Genomic DNA, 5,831 nt, shown 5'->3' with positions numbered 1-5,831 from the left:
AGGTGACGGTGACCTGCACATTGTAGGCGTTCTCACCGGCCTGTACCGGAGCCGCGCCGGCCGCGGCATCGAAGGCTTTGGCATTGATCGGCATCGGCGCCGGCCTGATGTTCTGGTCTGTGATCTCGAGCACCCGGCCCAGGCTGACGCCGGCGGCTTCGGCCAGCGTCTTGGCCTTGGCCATGGCGTCGGCGACCGCCTTCTTGCGCGCCTCGGTGACCGTGGCTGCCGGGTTGTCATTGGTGAAGGCAATGCCGCCGCCCTGATTGACGCCCAGCGACACCGCCTTGTCGAGGACCTCGCCTGTCTTGTCGACGTCGCGCACCCGCACCGAAAGCGTGTTGGTCACCTGGTAGGCGACGAGTTCGGCTTCCTGACTGCCGTCCGGCTTGTTGGTGTAGTTGTAGCGCGGGTTGATCTGCATGCCAGCGGTCTGCAGATCGCGGTCCTTGATGCCGGCGGACTTCATCGCCGCGATCACGGCGGCCATGGCGTCATTGTTGGCATCGAGCGCGGCGCGCGCCGTTTTGGCCTCGCGCATGACGCTCAGCGTCAGGACCGCCAGATCGGGGGCTACGGTTGCTTCGCCTTCGCCCGACACGATGATGCGGGGCGGCGTCGGCAGATCGGCGGCTCCAGCCATCGCCGGAAAAGCGATTGCAGTGGCGAGCGCGAGAAGCAAAAGATGTCTGGTCATGAAAATCTCCTTGGTCTGCGATCAAGTCGCAAGGGGTCGCGTAGAGCGTGATTATGGGTTGATTTGGGCGATCTGCGGAAGCCCGTCGGGGAAAGCCTTGTGCCGCGATGCGAAAAACATTAATCCAGCCCGCGTGGGGCCTGTAGCTCAATGGTTAGAGCCGGCGGCTCATAACCGCTTGGTTGGGGGTTCGAGTCCCTCCGGGCCCACCATTAGCTTTCGAAGCCGTTGATTAATTGGGTTTTTTGTACTTTTTTGTCCCACTCTCTTCCACCCCCGCCAAAAGTGGGACATTTTCGTTCTCGTTTCGATCGAATACCAGAAGGGTCCGGGCAGACTGCGCCACTATCCGGCGGCGTGCCTTGCGGATGTAATGATCAGGCTGCTGATAGGTCGTCCAGCCGTAAATCGCCTTCAGCTGTTCATGTGTGGCTCCGTTTTCTGCGGCAACGGTGGCGCCTGCCTTGCGGACCCCGTGGGCGCTGCAGCCCGGGAGCCCCGCTTCGTCGCACCATTGGCGCATCTTGTTACCAAGGCCGTTTTCCGAGAAAGGCCGACCATACTCGGTGACGAGGAATGTCAGGTTGCCGGCCGGGGCGAAGGAAAGCTCATCCTCGAGTTCTGGGAGCAGAGGCAGTTCGACAACAATCGCTTCCTTGCGCACCTTGCTCTTGTCGGTCTTGCCAGGCTTGATCCTGATCCACTTCTCCCAGATCCCGGTATCCTTGTTGCGAACCTGGGTAATGTGTTGTCTGCCGAAGATTGCGGCATCGGACAGTCGCAAACCCGTGAACATGAAAATCGCCAGCGCCATACGAGCCATAGTGCCGCGCGCATGTCGTTTCTCATACTGGACGATCTCCGACACTTCCCAGGTGTGGAAACCTTCGCCATTGCCGGAAGTCAGGCGCTTTATTCCGTTTGCCGGATTGACCTCGACCATCTCGGCATCCTTGGCCCAAGCGAACATTGCGCTAATGGCTTTTGTAATATTGTTGGCTGCCCCCGGAGCGTCTGACCGGGTATCACGGAGCTCCTTGACGTGAGCCCGCTTCATGGCCGCGAACGGTAATGAACCCTTCGTCGAGAAGTCCGGATTGACTGGCCCGCTCAGCGGGTGAGGCAGTTTGCAACGCCTTCGAGTATTGTTCGTCGTCGAAGCATCGTGCCTTCGCCGACCTCTGCGCCACCGCGCCGGAAATACTCCTGGCAAAGCCACATCAGACTGCCGCGAGGGGCAACTGGCCTCACTACAGGCCCGACCACATTCTGAGCCGAAGCATAGGGAACGCCATCTCGCGCGCAGCGCACTTCTTCGTGGAACTCGGCTGAACCTGGCTTTTCTCGCAGACGGATCTTTTTTCTACCCGGTGCCCGGAAGTACAGCCGGATATTGCCGTGCCGATCCCTGTCTTCGACAACGCCTTTCAGATTGAATTTCACCATGGTGCTCGCCACGTCCATCATCTGCGATCCCAAGGATTATCGCTGGAGGACACGCCGTCAAGTTTGTTGTTGCGGTGTGGTAGCCGCCCGAATGCCTCTGCCAGTTCCTCCACATCCCAGACATAGCGCTCTTTGCTGGGCATCCGCGGTTGTGGCATACGGCCATCCGCGACCATCTGGTCGAACGTCGTTGGACTGACGCCGATAGCTACCGCTGCCTGTTCTCGATTAATGCCGAACAGCAGGAGCCCGCCAAGTGCGCGTTTCATTGCTTTTCTCGCTGCACATCGCCTCGCGGGCTGAGTTCCGCGACAGTGGAGCATTCACCTAAGAAGCAATCACGCTACCCTTTCCTTGCTATGCTTGGAATGGATCTGTCCGGCCAATGCGACAAACGGCGGTAACGGCGTGAAAATAGGATAGCAGACCGCGGCTGCGGGGGTTCGAGTCGGGAGACCGCTACATCGCAAGACCCACTATTGAGGGCGCGTTCTTTTGCTATCGCCGGCATGCAGCGTGAGCAAGGTGCGTTCGATGCCGTGCGGTAGAAAATCGCGACCCGTGGCGATGATGGACAGGGCCGATAGATAAGCAATATCAGCTAGTTACGATATGTTGTGTGCAAAAACCGCACACGAAAGTTCTGCTTCTCGTCATTTTTCGTTCGCACGACGGAGCCGCCGACAGTCCGATTTGGACCCTCTTTTGCCGACGATGACAGCCGCTTCATTGCGGCGTTCGCTGCCATATCTATGGGCCGCAACGTACGATCCGCCTCCAACTCCCCTGGGGTTCCTGGAAGCTTTTCGAACTTTCTGGGTCGCTCCTCAGCCCGAATTGCGAGTGCTCATGGATAAGGCAGGATACTAGATTCGGTTTTTAGATAGCTCTGAAGGGATCGACTTCTGGTACATTGTGTCTGATAGCGCGCCGACACGAACTCCCAAGTACCATGCTTGAACGGCAGCTTTGCGCCGCAAGTCGGCCGTGTATGGTCGTGCTCGACCAGCCCGGAAGCAGACATCCTTCTCTTCGACAAAATGTCGAATTAGGCGGGAAGCAGACCTTTGCCACTTGCTCAACGGAGGTCCGGGCTGCGGGACGAAGCTGCTGTCGTCTAGTTTCTCGAGCGTCTTCTTGCTTCGGAAAGCCATGCCATACCAGGATTCTCTATCGGACCGCCTTAGAGGTAGCCGAAAGCTATTCATTCGCCACGGCAACCGACATCAAGCGCATATTGTGAAGCGAGCGGATGCAGCCATGCCCTTCAAAAAGTTGCGCACAATCGAAGCATGATATGCCTCGCGCATCGTCCATTTCGTTCTCATCGATGCCGAGTGTAATGCTGTATGGACTCAAAACGGGTGCAAAGGCGAAAAAGTCCTCCGGCAATGGTTCGATAGACTGCATAAGGCAAACGAATTCGCCGCTCGGGAGCTGAGTAGAGAAGAGCAGTTCGTCGGTCCATACTCCAAGCTTGGCTATTCGATTTGGATCCTCGCGGCTGTAGACGACATTCACCATCCGCCCGCACATGTGGGGAGGCGGTGCCAATGCCGTGTATTGTTTCGTATTTGGTATGGCTTCCTGTTCAGGCCAGAAACCGTCGGACGCAAACAGGATTGAGGCGGCAACCTGCCCCCGGTCCTCTTGTGTCGAGAGACGTTGCCACCGCAATATCGAACGAAAATCGGGACCGTCCTCCCGCCATTCCAAGTGTTGCGCGAAAAACCCTTCCAACAGCGCGACCTGACAAACACCACTTTGGTGAAGGCTGAGTTTAAGCATGCGCCTATATGCGTTACTCGTTAGGTAGACGTCATTGTGGTTGACAAAAAACGACCAGCATTCGGACCGGGGCTTGGCGTCCGCGATCGCGAATCTGAATGCGGTAGTCTTAGCCATCGCCAAAAAGACCTTTAATCGTCGCCTCGTAGATTCCCCTTCTAGGGATTGGTTGGCTCCTCGACTACACTGTCGTAGTGATGTTCGCGAAGAAGTCGTGTGGTGACGCCACCCTTACTACTAGAAGTCCGTTGCGCGAAGAGATCGCCTACCATTCCGTCGAGATTTCGCAGCGCATCACTTGAGCCCCCCGCTCGACGAAAACCGTCGCGAAACAGAGCATAGGCAGCTTGGCCGTGTGTCCATACCGCGCCAGCGATCACTGCAAATAGAAGGTCGCGGTCCTCGCCACCGGTCGTCAACGAGATCGCCCGAGCCCAGAACGGAAGATTGTCCTCGGTCAAGTAACACAACATCAGGCAGGCCCCTATCGCATGGTCGCGCCGCTCTGCCTCGACGCTCTGCTCAAGGACCGACATCCAGATATGGGGACTGTAAGTGAGGTAGTTACGGTAAGAAAACTGTTCCACCCAAGTGGCCATCCAATCCTTCAGCGCAGCTTCGCTGCTTTCGCAAATGTCGTCAGAATTGGTTGCGGCATCGTAACATCGATGCGCCTCGGCGAAGTGCCCGCAGAACAAATGCGCGTCACCCGCGCAGATCGCGACCTGCGGTTTCGCGTCAGCCTCATACGCATGGTCGTAAAGAGTAGCTGCCATTCGGTGACGGCCGCGAAAAAAAAGAGCAGCAGCCAGTTCTGCCAGGAAATAGCCTCGTCTAAGGTAGTCGGGATACTTCCGGCGGGCCAAGTTGTACTGCCGGACAGCCCTCGACATCGCGCCGGAGATTCGCAGGGCATTCCCGAAGGAATAGTGGATCGCCGATTGCCGCTCCGGCGTCTCCGCCGCATGGAACTCAAGCGCGTCGACATAGAACCTCGACGCCGTGGCCAGACGCTCTTCGAAGGGAAGGCTACTGCTCAGGAGGCTGTGGACGTAGAGAAGGTATGCCTCATCCTGGCGCTCGTGGATGCCGTTCAGGGCGGCAAGGTCACCTGCCAAAGTTGGGTGCTCGTTCAGTCGGGCAGCGACTACCGCCGCAACATTTCGGCTTTGACATCTGTAGCGGCGCTGCCGAATCAGCGTTGCCAAATCGCGTGCTTGCGAGATGAACTCATATCCACATGCGAAGTGGGCCAGCACGTAGGAGAGCTGTGCCGCAATCTCGTGACGATCGAAACTCTTAAGGTGGACAGTGATCGACGCGATCATGTCTATCCGCGACCGCAGATATTCGCCGTCGAGGTGAACCATGACGGGGAGGCATTCGCTGGGGTCCAATGACGTCCCTACGATCCGGCAGGAAGACGTGATCTCGGCGACTGCGCAACTCAGCTCAAACGAATGTGGGCCACCGCAGCGCCTCTCATCGATGCCCAAGCCGAGCGACAGCTGTCGCGAGGCCAGGCGGATTGTCCGGTACACCTTAAACGTGCGGACGATGGCTTCTGGATCAGCGTCCGACCAAGCATCGGTTTCGCAGAAGCGTATGGTCACGGTTTTGGTCTCGGGTTGGCCGATCTCGGCGAACACATTGGAAAGCCACTTCCAGTGGAAGCTATCGTCCACGCTGCAGTAGCGCACCACGATCGAGGGGCAGTCGAGGCTACCTAGGTAGAGGAGCCGATCCATCTTCATCGCAACTGAAAGCGCCTCTGTCGGATCGTCGGTCGCTTTGAGCTGCACAAGAAAGATCAGCCCCGTTGCCTCGTCGCGGTCGTCGAAGACCTCGACCTCGAGATCGACACCATAATCCTCGTCCTTGCGCCGACAAACCCAACGGC

At 57.9% G+C, this 5,831-nt stretch carries 6 protein-coding genes and 1 tRNA gene; 1 reads left to right on the top strand and 6 read right to left on the bottom strand.

Going from position 1 to position 5,831, the window contains the following annotated elements; all coding sequences use genetic code 11:
• Nucleotides 1–697, bottom strand: a 697-nt coding sequence (locus tag EN984_RS20030) for an SIMPL domain-containing protein (RefSeq protein ID WP_164765544.1), incomplete at its 3' end; no start/stop codon positions are given.
• A 136-nt stretch (nucleotides 698–833) separates the two neighbouring features.
• On the opposite strand from EN984_RS20030, the gene EN984_RS20025 reads away from it, so the two are divergent.
• Nucleotides 834–909: transfer RNA gene (locus EN984_RS20025), tRNA-Ile, on the top strand.
• Nucleotides 910–929: 20 nt separating this feature from the next.
• Here the strand turns inward: EN984_RS20025 and EN984_RS20020 are convergent.
• The 5 genes from EN984_RS20020 to EN984_RS20000 all read right to left on the bottom strand — a co-directional run.
• A complete protein-coding gene (locus tag EN984_RS20020) occupies nucleotides 930–1,640 on the bottom strand; it encodes a tyrosine-type recombinase/integrase (RefSeq protein ID WP_164748679.1) in 711 nt (236 codons plus the stop codon).
• Between the two features lie 167 nt (nucleotides 1,641–1,807).
• The gene (locus EN984_RS20015) at nucleotides 1,808–2,161 is read right to left on the bottom strand and encodes a hypothetical protein (protein ID WP_164776146.1); all 354 of its coding nucleotides are present in this window, start codon (nucleotides 2,159–2,161) and stop codon (nucleotides 1,808–1,810) included.
• Complete coding sequence (locus EN984_RS20010) at nucleotides 2,161–2,412, bottom strand: hypothetical protein (protein WP_127269285.1); 252 nt, start codon at nucleotides 2,410–2,412, stop codon at nucleotides 2,161–2,163. The genes EN984_RS20015 and EN984_RS20010 overlap by 1 nt, the downstream gene beginning before the upstream one ends.
• A gap of 931 nt (nucleotides 2,413–3,343) precedes the next feature.
• Complete coding sequence (locus EN984_RS20005) at nucleotides 3,344–3,931, bottom strand: hypothetical protein (RefSeq protein WP_127269284.1); 588 nt, start codon at nucleotides 3,929–3,931, stop codon at nucleotides 3,344–3,346.
• A gap of 158 nt (nucleotides 3,932–4,089) precedes the next feature.
• The coding region (locus EN984_RS20000; protein WP_164765543.1) for a DUF4365 domain-containing protein at nucleotides 4,090–5,831 on the bottom strand (1,742 nt) is incomplete at its 5' end.

Source organism: Mesorhizobium sp. M7A.F.Ca.CA.004.12.1.1 (assembly GCF_003997835.1).
Taxonomy (GTDB): Bacteria; Pseudomonadota; Alphaproteobacteria; order Rhizobiales; family Rhizobiaceae; genus Mesorhizobium.
This window is presented reverse-complemented; position numbering and strand designations above follow the sequence as displayed.